Raw genomic sequence first — 15736 nt, 5'->3', positions numbered from 1 at the left:
ATTGGATTTACAGGCCGATGTGGTAGTCGACAGAGCGCCCGAGTCGCCCGGCACGGTCTGTGCACACCAACATTGTCATGTGTCACTTAAATGACATTGTTTTTCGGCACGTGCGCTTTGAGGTCGGCAAACGGGGTCTGCGCTCCCGCATCAAACCGCGCAGCGGGACAAATGTTCCCTGCCGCAGCAACCGGAGTAATCCATGTACCGCGCCGTCACGCGCAACATCGAAGTGCTGGTCAGGCCATTCTATCTGGAAGATCGCTCGGACCCGACGGAGAACCGCTATGTCTGGGGTTATCACGTAACCATAGACAATCAGTCGGACGAGTTCGTTCAGCTTCTGTCGCGCTATTGGCATATCACGGACGGCGCCGGCCGCGTCGAGGAAGTGCGCGGCGCCGGCGTCGTTGGCGACCAGCCCGAGCTCAACCCCGGCGACAGCTATCAATATACGTCCGGTTGCCCGTTGCCGACGCCTTCCGGCATCATGGTTGGCCACTACACGATGCGCAACAAGCGGGGCGAGACGTTCGATATCGCCATCCCCGCCTTTTCGCTCGACCTGCCGGGCACACGGCGCACCGTCAACTGACAGCTGTCACTGCGCCGCGGTAAATTCCGCGGGGTCGAAGTCATACTGCTTCGAGCAGAATTCGCAGGCGACGTGAATGCCGCCATCCTCGGTGCTGTCCCTGATCTCGTCGGCGGAGAAACCTTCGAGAATGCCGCGGATCTTCTCCTTGGAACATGAGCACTGGTCGGCGACCGGAACGCCGCCGAAGACGCGGACGCCGTGCTCGTGGAACAGCCGGTAAAGCAATCGCTCGGCGCCGATCGTCGGGTCGATCAGTTCCGTCGGCTCGATGGTGCCAAGCAGTGCCAGCAGTTCCTGCCAGGAATTGTCGGCCGGATCGTGGATCTCGTCGCGCGGATCGCCGTCGCCACCTGGCAGATCGGGCACGCGCATGCGTTCCGGCGATTGCGGCAGGAACTGCGCCAGGATGCCACCGGCGCGCCACTGCTCGCGGGCGCCGCCGATGCCTGGGGTCAACAGCTTGGCCACCGAGAGCCTGAGATCGGTCGGGATCTGCTCCGACTGACGGAAATAGGTGCGCGCGGCCTCCTCCAGCGTCTCGCCGTCGAGCTGGACGATGCCCTGATAGCGCTGCGTGTGGGCGCCCTGGTCGATGGTCAGCGCCAGGACGCCGCTGCCGAGCAGCGTCTGCTGCGACGTTTCGCCGGCGGCGGTCAGCGCCTCCAGCCGGTCGGCATCGAAACGCGCATAGGCGCGCAGCGCCGACGGCGTGGAAAAATCCGCGACCAGCATGTCGACCGGCCCGTCGGTGCGGGTCTGCAGGATGAACTTGCCCTCGAACTTGAGCGAGGTGCCAAGCAGCACCGTCAGCACGCAGGCTTCCGCCAGCAACCGGGCGACCGGCTCGGGATAGTCGTGGCGGCTGAGGATCGCGTCGAGCATCGGCCCGAGTTGGACGGTGCGGCCGCGCACGTCGAGCGGGCCGACCTCGAAAGGCACGACATGATCGTCGCCGGCGTAGCCGAACTCGCCGAGTTTGGGTTGATGTTCAGCCAATTGATGAGTTTCCAACATAACAAAGCTCCGGGGCGCGGCCATGCCGCCCTCCGGGGCGCATGCGTCGAAACGCGCTCGATTTGCGTGATGCGCCTGAGATAGGCATCACGCGCCTCCGGATCAAGCGCCGAGGCACCAGGCCAAAACCGCCTTCTGGGCGTGGAGTCGGTTCTCGGCCTCATCGAACACCACCGAATGCGGCCCGTCGATGACTTCGTCGGTGACCTCCTCGCCACGATGCGCCGGCAGGCAGTGCATGAACAATGCGTCCGGCTTCGCCTTCGCCATCAGCGCCGCATTGACCTGGTAGGGTGAAAAGACATTGTGGCCGCGCGCACGGTGCTCCTGGCCCATAGACACCCAGCAGTCGGTGACGACGCAGTCGGCCTGGTGCACCGCCTCCTCGGGCGAGCGGGTGAAATTCAATTTGCCGCCATGCGCCCTCGACCAGTCGATATGCTTCTGCGCCGGCTCGCTGCCTTCCGGCACGGCGACATTCAGGTTGAAGCGGAACCGCGCCGAGGCTTCCAGCAGGGAATGCAGCACGTTGTTGCCGTCGCCGGTCCAGGCGATGGTCTTGCCGGCAACCGGGCCGCGATGTTCCTCGAAGGTCATGATGTCTGCCATAAGCTGGCAGGGATGGGTATCGTCGGTCAGCCCGTTGATGACGGGTATGGTGGCGTTCTCTGTCAGCTCGAGCAGCCGGTCATGCGATGTAGTGCGGATCATGATCGCGTCGACATAGCGCGACAGCACCTTGGCCGTGTCGGCGATCGTTTCGGAGCGGCCGAGCTGCATCTCGGTGCCGGTCAGCATGATGGTCTCGCCGCCGAGCTGGCGCATGCCGACGTCGAAGGACACACGCGTGCGCGTCGACGGCTTGTCGAAGATCATGGCCAGCACCTTGCCTTCGAGCGGCTTGGTCCGCTCACCGGCCTTGAGCTTTGCCTTCCGCACGACTGCGTCATCCAGCATGAAGCGCAGATCGCCTTCGGAAACGGCGGAAAGATCGGTGAAATGGCGAAGGCTCATTTGGGGTCTTTCGACTGTTACTTCGCGGCAGCCGCGGCGATGGCGTCCGCCAGGCCCCGGGCAGCGGTGCGGATGCGGTCGAGCGCTTCATGGATCTCAGCATCGGTGACGGTGAGCGGCGGTAGCAGGCGGATGACATTGTCGCCCGCCGGAACCGTCAGCAGATGCTGATCGCGCAGCGCCGTGTTCACCTTGGTGTTGGGCATCGCACATTTCAGGCCGAGCATCAGGCCGGTTCCCCTGATGTCTTCGATGACATCAGGGAATTCGTCGGCAACGCCCGCCAGCCCCTGCTTCAACAGCAGCGCCTTGCGCTGGACATCCTCCAGGAAGCCGTCTTCCAGCACCACGTCGAGCACGGCGTTGCCGACCGCCATCGCCAGCGGATTGCCGCCAAAGGTGGTGCCATGCACGCCAGCGGTCATGCCGACCGCTGCCTCGTCGGTGGCCAGGCAGGCGCCCATCGGAAAGCCACCGCCGATGCCCTTGGCGATTGCCATGATATCAGGCGTCACACCGGACCATTCATGCGCGAACAGTTTTCCGGTGCGGCCGATGCCGCACTGGACCTCATCGTAAATCAAGAGCAGGTCATGCTGCTCACAGAGCTGCCGGAGCCGCTTCAGCGACTGTGTCGGCACCGGGCGGATGCCGCCTTCGCCCTGTACCGGCTCGATCAGGATCGCTGCGGTCTCCGACGTGATCGCCTTTTCGGCGGCGTCGATGTCATCGAAACCGACCTGATCGAAGCCTTCGACCTTGGGCCCGAATCCTTCGAGATATTTGTATTGGCCGCCCGCTGCTATCGTCGCCAGGGTGCGGCCGTGGAAAGCGCCTTCGAAGGTGATAATACGAAAACGCTCTGGATGGCCCTTGACGAAGTGGTAGCGCCGCGCCGTTTTGATCGCACATTCCAGCGCCTCGGCGCCGGAATTGGTAAAGAACACCTTGTCGGCGAAGGTGGCGTCGACCAGCCGCTCACCCAGCCGTCTCTGCTGCGGAATCTCGTAGAGGTTGGAGATATGCCAGAGCTTGGCGGCCTGCTCTGTAAGTGCAGCGACCAGATGTGGATGGCTGTGGCCCAACGAATTCACGGCAATGCCGCCAGCAAAATCGAGATATCGTTCGCCCTTGTCGGTAATCAGCCAAGTGCCTTCCCCGTGGTCGAAGGCCAGGGGTGCGCGGGTAAAGGTCTCGAAAAGCGCCGAACCGCTCATTATATGCGTCTCCGGAACCGGAAAATCAAAAAGCCGCCAAAGCGGCGGCCTTTGCGGCTTATCGTGTTTTTCAGCCATGAAGTCAACGAAAACGTCGCGCAAAGACACGCGACAAGCCTCCTAGCCAGATGCCGGCTCATAAGCGACCGGGCAAGTTGGGGAAAACCGAAAAAACCGATTCGTGTTGCCCTCGGGACTCTTGTCACCGAGTCAGCGCATAAGGTAATTGTAGTCGAGAAATAACTAGATTTCGTGCGGCGGACCTAATCACCCGATATATGTGGTGTCTGCCCGGCAGAAGCCGGGTCGGGATTGGATTCCGATTGCCTCACGCCTCAGCAGGAGCGCGGTCATGAACTGGACTGACGAGCGAGTAGAACTTCTTAGAAAATTGTGGTCGGAGGGACTGAGCGCCAGCCAGATCGCCGCACAGCTTGGAGGCGTCAGCCGCAATGCGGTCATCGGCAAAGTGCATCGGCTGAAACTGTCGGGCCGCGGGCGTTCAACCGCCACGCCGGCGCGTCAGAAAAAGAGCGTACAGGGATCGACCGTCCAGAAATCGGTGTCACGGGCAGCGAGCACCGCGCGGCATATCACCACGTCGATCGGCGCGACGGCGCTGCAGGCACAATTCGACGCCGAGCCTGTCGCGCGCCATTACATTCGCCCGGTCGAGAATGTCGTCGTGCCGATTTCACGGCATCTGCAACTCGTCGAGCTGACCGAGCGGACATGCAAATGGCCCAATGGCGATCCGCTTTCGGAAGAGTTCCATTTCTGCGGCAACGACGCGGCCGAAACCGGACCCTATTGCAAGTACCACGCCCGGGTTGCGTTTCAGCCTGCCTCGGAGCGGCGGCGCAGCCGCTGAGCGAATGGCGAATAGGGAGTAGCGAATAGGGCAAGAAAGACCTTGCACCTTTCTGCAAAGGCCAAAGCTGTTTCTATTCACTATTCGCTATTCGCTCTCTTCACAGCCAGCCGCTCTTGCGGAAACGCCAGTAGAGAACTGAGCAGACCAAAATAATCGCTCCCAGAACGACCGGGTAGCCATATTCCATCCTAAGTTCCGGCATGTCGTTGAAGTTCATGCCGTAGATGCCTGCGAGCGCCGTCGGCACCGCCAGGATTGCAGCCCATGAGGCGAGCTTCTTGGTGATCGCCGTTTCCTGGCTCTGGCCAACCAGGAGGCTCGCCTCGAAGGCAAATGCGAGCACCTCCCGTAAGCTGTCGATCTTCTCCTGGACGGTGCGGATGTGGTCGGTGACGTCGCGGAACAGAGGGTGCATAGCCGCATGGATCTGCGGCAGGTCGGCGCTGGTCAGCCGGCGGCAGACTTCCACCAGCGGCAGTGCCGCATTGCGCAGGCGCAACAGGTCGCGGCGCAACATGTAAAGCCGTTCTATGTCGGAGCCGGCCATAGGTTTCAGCAGAACCTTGTCCTCGATCGCCTCGACCTCATCCTCGATCTGCTCGAGCACCGGCATGTAGTTATCGACGATGAAATCGAGAATGGCATAGAGGACGAAATCCTCGCCCTTGGCCAGCGAATGCGGGCAACTTTCCCAGTGCTGACGAACCGCGGCATAAGAGGTTGATGGACCGTGCCTGACGCTGACGATGTAGCCGGCACCGACGAACAGATGGGTTTCGCCGAAGGTGACACGACCGTCGATCAATTGAGCCGTGCGGGCAACGATGAACAAGGCGTCGCCATATTGCTCGATCTTGGGCCGCTGATGCGGATGCTCTGCGTCCTCGATCGCCAGATCATGCAGATGGAATTGCGCCTGGACGCGAAGCAACAGATTGCGGTCGGGCTCCAGCAGGCCGATCCAGACGACATGGTCTGGCTTCTTGGCCCATTCGCCAGCTTCCTCGATCGGAATGTCGGCGATACGCCGGCCGGCCGTGTAGACGCCGGAAGCGATGATGCTGGTCGGCGGCGGCGCAGGCATGAACTCCCGAACATATTCCATCGCAGCCTCCTGAAAGCGTGGCCTTCATCGCGGAACTGAGAAGCTTACGTCCGGATAGTTTAGCGCAGTTTCATGAAGCGTTCGAGAGGCAGAGCGAGATGAGTTCAGACGGGATCTTCTCGCTCTGGCCGTTTACTTAGCGGGTAGCGCTGCCGGAAGAACAATCTTGTCCGTCTTGTCGCCCTTTGGCCGCTCGGCCGGCATCTGGTCGCCGGTGACGATGTAATAGATCGTCTCGGCGATGTTGGTGGCGTGGTCGCCGATCCGTTCGATGTTCTTGGCGCAAAATAGCAGGTGCGTACAAGGCGTGATGTTGCGCGGATCTTCCATCATGTAGGTCAGCAACTCGCGAAACAGCGACGTGTACACCGCGTCGATCTGGTCGTCGCGGTCACGCACGAAGCCGATCTTTTCCACCGAGCGCGATGCGTAGACGTCGAGCACTTCCTTGAGCTGCGTCAACGCCAGGTCGGCCAAGGCCTCGATGCCACGGAACAGGCTGGTCGGCTGGCGCCCTTCTGTGACGGCAACCACGCGCTTGGCGACATTCTTGCCGAGATCACCAACCCGTTCGAGGTCCGCCGAGATGCGGATCGCGCCGACGATCTCACGCAGATCCGTCGCCATCGGCTGACGCTTGGCGATGATGACGATCGCCTTGTCGTCGATCTCGCGCTGGCCTTCGTCCAGAACGAGATCGTCGCGGATCACCTTTTGGGCAAGGCCGGGGTCGGCATTGACCAGGGCCGCGATCGCTTGTTCGACCATGCGTTCGGCATGCCCGCCCATCGCGGCGATGCGCTTCGACAGATATTTCAGCTCCTCGTCATAGGCGCTGACGATGTGCACGGACTGCATGGAAATGCCTTCCATAGTGAGTCGTTTGCTCGAATCCCCGCTGATACGCTAGCCGGATGACAGAAAAAAGAAAAAGCCCGTTGATACGTAGCGCAGCGCTAGTGTGCCGGCAAATGAACCGAGAAGACAGCACCCTTGCCCACCTCCGACTTGATCGAGAGTCTGGCGTTGTGACGTGTCAGGATATGCTTGACGATGGACAGGCCGAGGCCGGTGCCTTTCTGGGTCCTGCTGTTCTCGACATCGACACGGTAGAAGCGCTCGGTGATGCGCGGAATGTGCTCCTCGGGAATACCCGGACCGAAGTCTCTGACAGTGACGTCGATGCCCGGCTCGGGGCCGGCATCATTGTGAGCAATCGTCACCACGACACGCCCACCCGACTGTCCATATTTGCAAGCGTTTTCCAGCAGATTTTCGAAGACCTGGAAAAGTTCGTCGCGATCTCCGGGCACATCGAGCGGCCCTTCCGCGAACTCCCGCTCGATGGCGATGCCGTTCTCCCTGGCAAGCGGCCCGAGCGAATCGATGACGCTGTCGAGGGTCTGGCGGAGGTCGACCTCGGTTCCCGGTTTCAGATAGGGTTTCATCTCCAGTCGCGACAGAGACAACAGGTCGTCGATCAGCCGCGCCATGCGACCGGTCTGGTTCTGCATGATCTGCAGGAACTGCTCGCGTGCCGCCGGGTCGTTGCGGGCCGGGCCGCGCAACGTCTCGATAAAGCCGGAGATCGAGGCGAGCGGAGTGCGCAGTTCGTGGCTTGCATTGGCGATGAAGTCGGCGCGCATCCGGTCGATCCGGCGCGCCTCACTCTGGTCCTTGAAGACCAGAACATAGAGGTCGGTGCCATGGCCGACCGAGGACGCGCTCACCCGATAGGCACGTTCGACCGGCAGCTTTTCGGTATAGTCGACGACGTCCGAAGCGGCGACCCCCGTTAAAATGCTGTCTAGCAAGGCGTGCATCTCTGGCGCGCGGAACTTCAGCGACAGTGACATGCCCGGTGCGATGCCGCCGAAGGCGGCGAAGGCGGCGGCGTTGGCATGGACGATCGTGGCGGCGCGATCGAAAATGATCAGAGGATCGGCAACGGCCGCCGCGAGATATTCTCCCGACAGGTGTTGCAGCCCGCTCGTCTCTATCGCCGCGGCATCCTCGGCGGACTGGTGCGGAGCTCCGGCTGGCAGCATCGCGGCGACAAGCAGCAACCCGGCACATGCCAGTATCACCACGTAGCCGGATGCGAAAATATGAACCGTCAAGACCGCGACGATGCCGGCCGCCAGCAGCCAGCGGCTGTTCCACAGCCGGACGGCAATGGCTTGAGCCGTGCTTCGCTGTTCTGCGCCCATGTCAGCCATTGTCAGCCATTCGCGCGCCGTGCCTCCGCCTCAACCGGCCGGCCGGTTGGAAAGTTGCCGCTGGACCGGCATTAGGGTGCCGTGCGTCCAATCGGACGCACAAGAACGCTCTGCCAGCTTTGGTCCGCTGCATCGTTCTTACCGAAAATCGATTCCGATTTTCGGGCTGATGCAGTAAGGCTCCCAATAGCATGAGTTCGGAAGCTGGAAAGGTTCGTCTCGATGAAAAATCCCAAGGAAAATGCCGCCGCGCCCGTTGCTGGTCCGCTGAAGATACGGATCGACGGCAAGGAGTTCGAGTTCGACATCGAGAATCCCGAGCTTCCGGATTGGGTCGAGGACAACAAGCTGACCGCCGGCGGCTATCCCCACGACAAGAAAATGAAAAGCGACGAGTATGACGAGACGCTCGAACGGCTGCAGATCGAGCTGGTCAAGGCGCAGGCATGGCTGCAATCGACCGGCAAGCGGGTGATGTCGCTGTTCGAGGGACGCGATGCCGCCGGCAAGGGCGGTACGATTTTCGTGCTGCGCCAATACCTGAATCCCCGGACAGCGCGCAACGTCGCGCTGACCAAGCCGACGCCTACCGAACTCGGACAGTGGTATTTCCAGCGCTATGTCGCGCAGTTTCCGACATCCGGCGAGTTCGTCACCTTCGATCGCTCCTGGTACAATCGTGCCGGCGTCGAGCCGGTCATGGGCTTCTGCACGCCGGAGCAGCATCAGAAGTTCCTGGACGAGACGCCGAATTTTGAACGGATGATCTGCAACGAAGGCATTTATTTCTTCAAATTCTGGCTGAACATCGGTCGGGAAACACAGCTTGAGCGGTTTCACGATCGCCGTTGGAGTCCTTTGAAAAGCTGGAAATTCTCGCCGATCGACATTGCCGGCATCGCCAAATGGGACGACTACACCAAGGCGCGCGATCTGATGTTCGAACGCACGCACCAGGAATTTGCGCCCTGGATTATCGTGCGGGCCAATGACAAGCGGCGCGCGCGACTTGCCGTCATCCGGCGGATTCTGCTGTCGCTGCCCTATGAGGGGCGCGATCTCGACGCCATCGGCAAAGAAGACAAGAAGATCATCGGGGAAGGACCTTCGTTCCTGGGAACAGGGGCCTGAGCACTGCCGCGCGCCTCAAGGACGCGCGGCACGATTACGGATAGCCTTGTCATTCTCCCGAATGACTTGTCACGCCGCCAGCCGGGCAATCCGCTGCAGCCGCCGCAGTGTGGTGTCGTCCTGCAACGCCTGCTGAAACAGCGAAATCTCCTGGTCGATGCGATCGCAAAGCGCGCCTGTGTCGCCCTTGAGCAGGTCGCGCGTCTGCAGCAGTGCGGCGACCGGCTTCTTGGCGAGTTGCCTGGCTCTGCCAAGCGCAGCTTCCTCGACGCTGCCGTCCACAACGATCTCCGTGACCAGCCCAAGCATCCTGGCGTCCTCGGCACTGAGCGTGTCGCCCAGGCAGAAGAAACGGAAAGCGCCGGCATAACCGAGTTTCTGCGGCGCCAGGATGCTGGTCGCCGCGTCCGGCACGAGGCCGAAATCGACGAACGGCACCCGAAACGTGCTTTCATCAGATGCGATCACCATATCGCAATGGAACAGGATGGTGCAGCCGACGCCGACGGCGTCGCCATCGACACAGGCAAGGACCGGTTTGGGGAACGTCGCCAACGTGCGGAACATGTCGGTGACGGCGGCGATCAACCGTTGATGCTTGGTGGCATCGAGGAACTCGGAGAAGTCGCCCCCGAGGCAGAAGCAGCCGGCGAGGCCGCGCAGCACCACGACGCGTACGTCATCGTCGACCGCGGCTTCATGGAAGGTCTTGGCCAGGCTTTCATAGGCTCGCCTGTCCAAGACCGGCCGGCCGTCATCCGACGACACCGTGACGATCAGCGTATGGTTGCGGAACTCTGTTTGCGTGTGGACGTTCATGGCCGTCTCCATCTCACGAGGCCTGCCTCAGTCCGAGCCTGTCGGGATACCCCCTGGCCAGCACCGGCGCGAAATGACTACGACGCGAACGCACGACCTCAAGCGTATGTTCGTTGAAGGTGAGCAGCGTGGCGACGACCTGCTGGTTGCCATAAGTGCGCTGGTAGCCAAGCGGCTTCGCCAGGAAGTGCAATTGCAGCGCCCGCAGGACCCACATCGGCTCGAACTCGATGATCACCTGATTGACGTTGCGTTTCAGCCCCCACTCGACGAAGCCGGCAATGAGCTCGGTGCCGACCGTCGATACGCCGCGCTTGCCGTCACGAAAGCCCGGGGCCACAGCATAGCGGGTCAGTTCCCAGACGCTCGGCCCGGACGGCGGCGTCCCTTCATAGAGGTCCGCCAGCACCTCGGTCAGAAGATGCGCCCGCGTTGTCGGCAACATCCGCTGATAGCCGGCAAGTTCGCCGTTGCGGATGACGAGCTGATGCACCGCCTCGTCGTGATCGAACTGATCGACCTCAAGGCCGTCGGGACGTTGCAGGTCGGTCCACCCCATTTCCTCGACGAAAATCTTGTAGCGCAAACGATGAACGGCCTCCCAAAGGTCGGGGCGTTCCATAAGTTCCTGTGTGGTAAGGGAAAAAAGCATCTGCCGTCTCCTGGGTTCAATAGGAAGATACGGCCGGGCTTTCCTCAGAAAATTACGCGATCACGTAGGCAAGAATTTCTAGGCCGGCGCGGCCGACCTAGCTAATATAGCCGCGCCTTATCGCTTCCGCGACCGCCTGCACTCGGTTGACGGCGCCGAGTTTGCTTTTGGCGTTAAGAAGGTGTTTCTCTGACGTGTGTTCCGAAATGCCGAGAATCTGTGAAATCTCCCATTCGGACTTGCCGACGGCGGCCCATTGCATGCATTCGCGCTCACGCGGCGTTAGTTCGACGTGGTCGATGGTCTTGGCCGCCATCGTATGGAGTTGCATGGCGCGGCCGATCGCATAGGTCGCCGCCAGCGACACCTGCCCGAACTCGGCTTCCGACAGTTCCACGGCCTCGCCGCCGAGCGACACCATGACGATCTGACCATCGAGCGTGACCAGCGGGAATGCCATGCCGTCGCGCAGCTTGAATTCGCTGGCGTCGCCCATGACTTCGCCACTGCTCTTGTCGATGCGAATGCCCTGAGATGCTTCCCGCCACTGGAACGGCGCCTGGAGCTGCTTCATATGGCTGACGACGGGGTCATGGTCGACATAGTTGCGCGCCACATAGCGCTCCAGCCACTCTCCCGGCCAGTCACAAAGCAGCACATGGTTCTTTTGCTGGCCTCGCGGCGTGCCTGGCTGCGGAACCGTCCCGGCCATCAGCGCCGTCAGGCCGAACTCCGAGGTTATGCCAAGCAGTTTCTCGCAGACCGCCGCCGCCGTACTGGCGTGCTGCAGCTGATCTATGAATTCCAGTGTTCTATCGAAGTGGCCCATCGCAACATCTACCCCATGTTGCCTTCCGCGTTGAGATCAACGGGTCCAGTGCTTGGCCTGCACTTTGCCATCAACCCCGGATTACAAACCTGCTCTCCTCTGTTTACAGCGCCTTGCAGCTGCCCTTCCAGCCGACGCCACACATGTTTGCAAGCTCGCCAAAGCATATCCCTAAATCGGCGTGATGAAATCAAAAACCGTTGTGCCTGTGTCATTTTCGTACCAAAAGCCACATTGGACAGGACAGGACGGAGCTCGATCGTGGTAATTCGGTGGATATCCATCGTCTTGATGCTGGCAATGACGGGAGCACAATGGCTCACGGGTGCGCATGCCGCGGAGCCGCAAGTGCCGGTGCTGTGGGATGCCAAGGAGCGGCTGCCGAAGCCCGATCTTTCCGCGCTGCCGCGTCTGAGATTCCTGACCACCACCGATTTCCCGCCTTTCAATTTCCTCGACGGCGCAGGCCGCTTGTCCGGCTTCCACGTCGATCTGGCGCGCGCCATCTGCACCGAACTCGGTGTGGCGGAAAAATGCCAGATCCAGGCGCTGCCCTGGGCCGAGCTCGAAGGGGCACTGCAGAAGGGCGAAGGCGAAGCGATCATTGCCGGCATCGCCGCCACGCCGGAGTCGCGGTCGAAATATGCCTTCTCGCGCTCTTACTTGCAGTTTCCGGCGCGCTTCATCATGCAGAGGACAAAAGCGCTCACAGAACCGATCCTCGACAGACTTCGCGGCAAACGCGTCGGCGTGGTCGCCGGCTCAGCGCATGAGCGGATGCTGCGCGATTATTTCGGCAGCGTTCAGGTCGTCCCCTTCGACCGGCCGGAAGAGCTCTACGATGATCTCAAGGCCGGCAAGGTCGATGCGGCTTTCGGCGACGGCATGCGCTTCGCCTTCTGGTTGGGCGGTTCGGATGCCGCGGCCTGCTGCCGCTTTGCTGGCGGCCCCTATCTTGCGCCCGAATATCTGGGATCGGGCATGGCCATCGCCACAAGGGCCGGCGATCCGGCGTTGGCCGCGGCGTTCGATTACGCATTGCAAGAGATTTCGGTGAAGGGCATCTTCGCCGAATTCTATCTGCGCTATTTCCCGGTCAGTTTTTTCTGATCCGGCCCGGTCAGTTTTTTCTGATCCGGCCCGGTCAGTTTTTTCTGATCCGGCCCACTCGGTTTTTTCTGAACGTTCGGGGCTCGGATCAGGTCAGCGTGCGAAGGCGAGCCTTGGCGGCCTGGGCGATGGCGGCAACGGTGAGCGTGTCGAGATCGAGCTGGCGACGAATAAGCTGTAGCACCCTCACCTCCTCCAAGCGCATTTCGAGGTCGACGGCAGCAACCTCGAAAGCTGCGGCGTAGGCGGTGTCAAGCAGCCGCTCGGGCAGTGCCTCTGAGACGCGCGCTAAAACGCCTTCCAGCCCGTCCTTTTCATGCAGCATCTTTTGGCAGTCCTGGGCGACGCCGACCAGCCGGTCGTGGTCGAAATCCTCGAACACCGGCCACGAGCGAACGACGTCGCCAATTCGCGCCAGTTCGACATCGGTCATGTCGCGATCGGACGCGGAGGTGATGACCATCAGATAGATCAGGGCTTCATGCGGCGGCAACGACATCTGAAAACTCCTCAAACGGGCTCCGAAGTTAGGAACGAGGCATCGACGCCGCAAGGAAAAAGAGCTGCGATCGTTGACGCCCACGGCAGGCGCGCCTAGAGACCGGTTGAAAAAACCTGGTTCCGGCCCCCTTGTTTGCGGCGATGCCGGCGAATGATTTGGAAAACAGTGACATGGCGGGATCAAACATCATCGATCTCAATCCCGAGGTGCTTGCGGCAGCAGCTGAAAGCAAAGCCTGGCCGTTCGAGGAAGCCCGGAAGATCGTCGAGCGCTACAAAGGCACCGACTTTCCCGAGACCGTACTGTTCGAGACCGGCTACGGTCCGTCGGGGCTGCCGCATATCGGTACTTTCGGCGAGGTCGCACGCACCTCGATGGTGCGCCACGCCTTCCGTGTGCTTACCGGGGACACGGTCAAGACCAAGATCTTGTGCTTTTCCGACGACATGGACGGTATGCGCAAGATTCCGGACAACGTCCCCGATCGCGCCGCACTCGAGCCGCACCTGCACAAGCCGCTCTCGTCAGTCCCCAACCCTTTCGGCGGCGACTATGCCAGCTTCGCAGACCACAACAACGCAATGCTTTGCCGCTTCCTGGACACGTTCGGCTTCGACTACGAGTTCGCCAGCGCGACGGAATACTACAAGGCTGGCCGTTTCGACGAAGTCCTGCTGCGTGCTGCCGAACGTTTCGACAAAATCATGGACGTGATGCTGCCGACGCTCGGCGAAGAGCGCCAGGCGACCTACAGTCCGTTCTTGCCGATTTCCCCCAAGAGCGGCCGCGTGCTTTACGTTCCCATGAAGCATGTCGACGCCAAGGCCGGCACCATCACCTTCGACGATGACGGTACCGAGACGACGCTTCCCATAACCGGCGGCAAGGTGAAGCTGCAATGGAAGCCGGATTTCGGCATGCGTTGGGCGGCGCTCGGCGTCGATTTCGAAATGTTCGGCAAGGACCACCAGACGAATGCGGTGATCTACGACCGTATCTGCAACATCCTGGGTGGGCGGGCGCCGGAGCATTTTGTCTATGAGCTATTCCTGGACGAGAACGGCCAGAAGATCTCGAAGTCGAAGGGCAACGGACTGAGCATAGACGAGTGGCTGACTTACGCGCCGACCGAAAGCCTCGGGCTCTACATGTACCAACGGCCGCGACAGGCCAAGAAGCTCTATTTCGACGTCATTCCGAAGGCGGTGGACGAGTATTACGCCTTTCTGTCCGCTTATCGCCGGCAGGAGTGGAAGGAGCGGCTGGGCAATCCAGTCTGGCATATGCACGATGGTAACCCGCCTGCCGTCGACCTGCCCGTGTCGTTCGCGCTGCTGCTCAATCTGGTCAGCGCTTCGAACGCGCAGAGCAAGGACGTGCTGTGGGGGTTCATTTCGCGTCATGCACCGGGCGTCACGCCAAGGACCCATCCCGAGCTCGACCGGCTGGCCGAATATGCGATCCGTTATTTCGACGATTTCGTGAAACCGGCCAAGGTGTACCGCGCCGCCGACGCGGTCGAGCGCGAGGCGCTGACGAAGCTCTCCGAAGCGCTCGCTGCATTGCCGTCAGGCGCCGATGGCGAGGTGATCCAGAACGCCGCCCTCAACGTCGCGCGCAAAATCGAACGCTATCAGGACCATTCGAAGCAGAGCCCGGAAGGCGGTCCCGGCGTCTCCGTCGCCTTCTTCCAGATGATCTATCAGGTGCTGATCGGACAGGAGCGCGGTCCACGCTTCGGTTCCTTCGCCGCGCTCTACGGCATCGCAGAAACCCGGGCGCTCATTCAGAAGGCGCTGGCTGGTCAGCTGGCGGCGTAGCCGCCGTCTCGGTTGGCGGTGTGGCCGTCGTCGCCGATGGATCGAGAATCGGCTGCGCCGGCTGCGATGTAGCCGCGACGGGGGCTGGCGCCGGAGGCAGGCCGGAGAGGCTGGGCGCCGGCCCGAAAATGCCCTTCCTCGCCGTACGCGCCTTCTCGCCGGCCTCGACGTAAGGACCGTTATTGGCGGCGCGTGCCCAGCCGTTTTCGATCAACCACTGGCCGACATCCTGGTTGCCAACGCGGCATTCTGCGGCGATCAGGTCGCGGCCGCCCTCGGGCGGCACTGTGCAGACCACCGCGCGGCCGCGCAGGAAGGCACGGAACGCCGTTCGTGCCCGGGTGCCGCACGTCCAGGACTTGGCGCCGTCGGTGCAAGTTTCGTCCTGCCTGACAATCTCGATACCGGAAATCGCGACCGAGTAGCCCTTGGCCTCGATCACTCCTGCGGCCGGCGCGACCGGCTGAAACAGTTTCGTCCCGTTCCAGTCGTCGGGCATTTTCGGCTTCGGCGGTTTGGGCGGTCTGGCCAGCGCCAGCTCGCTCAGCGGCGCGCGGGGCTCGACCCGCTCAAGCTCTTCGGCCTGAAGCTGCGGCGGCGCGACGACCTCGGGATCGATGGCCCTGGAATGCGCCTCCGGCCTTGCCACCTCGGATCGGGGAATCGCTGATGTAGCAGGCGCTTCTGATTGCGCCGCCATACTGGCTTGCGGCCGAGCTGCGACACGGCCGTTTTCGACACGCATTACGGCGCGGCCACCGGTGACGATCGCGGCCCCTATTGCCAGTATCGTCAACACCGCAGCGGCGGCGTGGAGCGGACGCACCGGCCG

General features: G+C 61.7%; 16 protein-coding genes. 5 read left to right on the top strand and 11 right to left on the bottom strand.

All coding sequences use genetic code 11. The features are described 5' to 3' along the window. Positions 1-202 precede the first annotated feature (202 nt). Complete coding sequence (gene apaG / locus AC0L26_RS21690; RefSeq protein WP_352933862.1) at positions 203-595, top strand: Co2+/Mg2+ efflux protein ApaG; 393 nt, start codon at positions 203-205, stop codon at positions 593-595. Between the two features lie 6 nt (positions 596-601). Here apaG and AC0L26_RS21685 read toward each other — a convergent pair whose 3' ends face one another. The 3 genes from AC0L26_RS21685 to AC0L26_RS21675 form a co-directional block, all read right to left on the bottom strand. Continuing rightward, positions 602-1636 carry an Hsp33 family molecular chaperone gene (locus tag AC0L26_RS21685; RefSeq protein ID WP_473634418.1) on the bottom strand — a complete coding sequence of 345 codons (1035 nt, stop codon included), beginning with the start codon at positions 1634-1636 and terminating at the stop codon, positions 602-604. Between the two features lie 78 nt (positions 1637-1714). Further along, entirely contained in the window at positions 1715-2626 is a 912-nt protein-coding gene (gene argF, locus AC0L26_RS21680; protein WP_473634417.1) for an ornithine carbamoyltransferase, read from the bottom strand. Positions 2627-2643: 17 nt separating this feature from the next. Continuing rightward, on the bottom strand, positions 2644-3843 hold the full coding sequence (locus AC0L26_RS21675; RefSeq protein WP_473634416.1) for an acetylornithine transaminase: 1200 nt from the start codon (positions 3841-3843) through the stop codon (positions 2644-2646). A 352-nt stretch (positions 3844-4195) separates the two neighbouring features. On the opposite strand from AC0L26_RS21675, the gene AC0L26_RS21670 reads away from it, so the two are divergent. Continuing rightward, positions 4196-4714 carry a GcrA family cell cycle regulator gene (locus tag AC0L26_RS21670; RefSeq protein WP_352933874.1) on the top strand — a complete coding sequence of 173 codons (519 nt, stop codon included), beginning with the start codon at positions 4196-4198 and terminating at the stop codon, positions 4712-4714. 100 nt (positions 4715-4814) lie between these two features. Here AC0L26_RS21670 and AC0L26_RS21665 read toward each other — a convergent pair whose 3' ends face one another. The 3 genes from AC0L26_RS21665 to AC0L26_RS21655 all read right to left on the bottom strand — a co-directional run bounded on the left by AC0L26_RS21665 (position 4815) and on the right by AC0L26_RS21655 (position 8041). Then, positions 4815-5822, bottom strand: coding sequence for a magnesium and cobalt transport protein CorA (locus AC0L26_RS21665; protein WP_473634415.1), 1008 nt, complete (start codon positions 5820-5822; stop codon positions 4815-4817). A gap of 132 nt (positions 5823-5954) precedes the next feature. Continuing rightward, on the bottom strand, positions 5955-6680 hold the full coding sequence (phoU, locus tag AC0L26_RS21660; RefSeq protein WP_352934453.1) for a phosphate signaling complex protein PhoU: 726 nt from the start codon (positions 6678-6680) through the stop codon (positions 5955-5957). Between the two features lie 98 nt (positions 6681-6778). Beyond that, positions 6779-8041 carry an ATP-binding protein gene (locus AC0L26_RS21655; protein WP_473634414.1) on the bottom strand — a complete coding sequence of 421 codons (1263 nt, stop codon included), beginning with the start codon at positions 8039-8041 and terminating at the stop codon, positions 6779-6781. A 222-nt stretch (positions 8042-8263) separates the two neighbouring features. Between AC0L26_RS21655 and ppk2 the strand changes: the two genes are divergently transcribed. Continuing rightward, on the top strand, positions 8264-9172 hold the full coding sequence (gene ppk2 / locus AC0L26_RS21650) for a polyphosphate kinase 2 (protein WP_473634413.1): 909 nt from the start codon (positions 8264-8266) through the stop codon (positions 9170-9172). Between the two features lie 69 nt (positions 9173-9241). Here ppk2 and AC0L26_RS21645 read toward each other — a convergent pair whose 3' ends face one another. From AC0L26_RS21645 to AC0L26_RS21635, 3 genes are all read right to left on the bottom strand, one after another. Then, entirely contained in the window at positions 9242-9991 is a 750-nt protein-coding gene (locus tag AC0L26_RS21645; RefSeq protein WP_473634412.1) for an enoyl-CoA hydratase-related protein, read from the bottom strand. A gap of 13 nt (positions 9992-10004) precedes the next feature. Continuing rightward, positions 10005-10643 (bottom strand): acyl-homoserine-lactone synthase, encoded by a 639-nt coding sequence (locus AC0L26_RS21640; protein ID WP_473634411.1) that lies wholly within the window; start codon positions 10641-10643, stop codon positions 10005-10007. 97 nt (positions 10644-10740) lie between these two features. After that, the gene (locus AC0L26_RS21635) at positions 10741-11472 is read right to left on the bottom strand and encodes a helix-turn-helix transcriptional regulator (RefSeq protein ID WP_352933889.1); all 732 of its coding nucleotides are present in this window, start codon (positions 11470-11472) and stop codon (positions 10741-10743) included. 291 nt (positions 11473-11763) lie between these two features. Here AC0L26_RS21635 and AC0L26_RS21630 point away from each other — a divergent pair, with 291 nt between their 5' ends. Continuing rightward, entirely contained in the window at positions 11764-12582 is an 819-nt protein-coding gene (locus AC0L26_RS21630; protein ID WP_473634525.1) for a transporter substrate-binding domain-containing protein, read from the top strand. 88 nt (positions 12583-12670) lie between these two features. On the opposite strand, the gene AC0L26_RS21625 is transcribed toward AC0L26_RS21630, so the two are convergent. Next, positions 12671-13081 (bottom strand): tellurite resistance TerB family protein, encoded by a 411-nt coding sequence (locus AC0L26_RS21625; protein WP_473634410.1) that lies wholly within the window; start codon positions 13079-13081, stop codon positions 12671-12673. 173 nt (positions 13082-13254) lie between these two features. Here AC0L26_RS21625 and AC0L26_RS21620 point away from each other — a divergent pair, with 173 nt between their 5' ends. Continuing rightward, entirely contained in the window at positions 13255-14904 is a 1650-nt protein-coding gene (locus tag AC0L26_RS21620; protein ID WP_473634409.1) for a lysine--tRNA ligase, read from the top strand. Here AC0L26_RS21620 and AC0L26_RS21615 read toward each other — a convergent pair. Further along, a complete protein-coding gene (locus AC0L26_RS21615) occupies positions 14867-15730 on the bottom strand; it encodes a thermonuclease family protein (RefSeq protein ID WP_473634408.1) in 864 nt (287 codons plus the stop codon). The genes AC0L26_RS21620 and AC0L26_RS21615 overlap by 38 nt on opposite strands. Between the last annotated feature and the right edge of the window lie 6 nt (positions 15731-15736).

The organism is Mesorhizobium sp. WSM4823 (genome assembly GCF_055811195.1).
The sequence above is the reverse complement of the archived record's forward strand: the minus strand, read 5'-3'. Positions and strand labels throughout refer to the sequence as shown.

Excerpts from the sequence above, each read along its gene's own strand:
- apaG (WP_352933862.1), top strand. The coding sequence starts at position 203 with ATGTACCGCGCCGTCACGCGCAACATCGAAGTGCTGGTCAGGCCATTC.
- AC0L26_RS21685 (WP_473634418.1), bottom strand. The coding sequence starts at position 1,636 with ATGGCCGCGCCCCGGAGCTTTGTTATGTTGGAAACTCATCAATTGGCT.
- argF (WP_473634417.1), bottom strand. The coding sequence starts at position 2,626 with ATGAGCCTTCGCCATTTCACCGATCTTTCCGCCGTTTCCGAAGGCGAT.
- AC0L26_RS21675 (WP_473634416.1), bottom strand. The coding sequence starts at position 3,843 with ATGAGCGGTTCGGCGCTTTTCGAGACCTTTACCCGCGCACCCCTGGCC.
- AC0L26_RS21670 (WP_352933874.1), top strand. The coding sequence starts at position 4,196 with ATGAACTGGACTGACGAGCGAGTAGAACTTCTTAGAAAATTGTGGTCG.
- AC0L26_RS21665 (WP_473634415.1), bottom strand. The coding sequence starts at position 5,822 with ATGGAATATGTTCGGGAGTTCATGCCTGCGCCGCCGCCGACCAGCATC.
- phoU (WP_352934453.1), bottom strand. The coding sequence starts at position 6,680 with ATGCAGTCCGTGCACATCGTCAGCGCCTATGACGAGGAGCTGAAATAT.
- AC0L26_RS21655 (WP_473634414.1), bottom strand. The coding sequence starts at position 8,041 with ATGGCTGACATGGGCGCAGAACAGCGAAGCACGGCTCAAGCCATTGCC.
- ppk2 (WP_473634413.1), top strand. The coding sequence starts at position 8,264 with ATGAAAAATCCCAAGGAAAATGCCGCCGCGCCCGTTGCTGGTCCGCTG.
- AC0L26_RS21645 (WP_473634412.1), bottom strand. The coding sequence starts at position 9,991 with ATGAACGTCCACACGCAAACAGAGTTCCGCAACCATACGCTGATCGTC.
- AC0L26_RS21640 (WP_473634411.1), bottom strand. The coding sequence starts at position 10,643 with ATGCTTTTTTCCCTTACCACACAGGAACTTATGGAACGCCCCGACCTT.
- AC0L26_RS21635 (WP_352933889.1), bottom strand. The coding sequence starts at position 11,472 with ATGGGCCACTTCGATAGAACACTGGAATTCATAGATCAGCTGCAGCAC.
- AC0L26_RS21630 (WP_473634525.1), top strand. The coding sequence starts at position 11,764 with ATGCTGGCAATGACGGGAGCACAATGGCTCACGGGTGCGCATGCCGCG.
- AC0L26_RS21625 (WP_473634410.1), bottom strand. The coding sequence starts at position 13,081 with ATGTCGTTGCCGCCGCATGAAGCCCTGATCTATCTGATGGTCATCACC.
- AC0L26_RS21620 (WP_473634409.1), top strand. The coding sequence starts at position 13,255 with ATGGCGGGATCAAACATCATCGATCTCAATCCCGAGGTGCTTGCGGCA.